General features: G+C 56.2%; 1 pseudogene. It reads right to left on the bottom strand.

Features of this window, described 5'->3' with window-relative positions:
• A pseudogene (locus LZP96_RS24020) lies at positions 1-445 on the bottom strand (IS5-like element ISKpn26 family transposase); the annotation flags it as partial.

Here is a 445-nt window from a genome sequence, read left to right as displayed (position 1 = left end):
GAGCTGGGTGCCTCAATGATGGTGGCATCCACCAAAGTGCCTTGGGTCATCATGACGCCTGCTTCGGCCAGCCAGCGATTGATGGTCTTGAACAATTGACGGGCCAGTTGATGCTGCTCGAGCAGGTGGCGGAAATTCATGATGGTGGTGCGATCCGGCAGGGCGCTATCCAGGGATAATCGGGCAAACAGGCGCATGGAGGCGATTTCGTACAGGGCATCTTCCATGGCACCGTCGCTCAGGTTGTACCAATGCTGCATGCAGTGAATACGCAGCATGGTCTCCAGCGGATAGGGCCGTCGGCCATTGCCCGCCTTGGGATAAAACGGCTCGATGACAGCGGTCATATTCTGCCATGGCAGAATCTGCTCCATGCGGGAGAGGAAAATCTCTTTTCGGGTCTGACGGCGCTTAGTGCTGAATTCACTATCGGCGAAGGTGAGTT

Origin of the sequence: Huaxiibacter chinensis, from assembly GCF_022171985.1 — a bacterium.
In the GTDB taxonomy this organism is placed as follows: domain Bacteria; phylum Pseudomonadota; class Gammaproteobacteria; order Enterobacterales; family Enterobacteriaceae; genus Enterobacter; species Enterobacter chinensis_A.
Note: the sequence above shows the minus strand (reverse complement) of the source record. Positions and strands in the feature narration are given on the sequence as shown.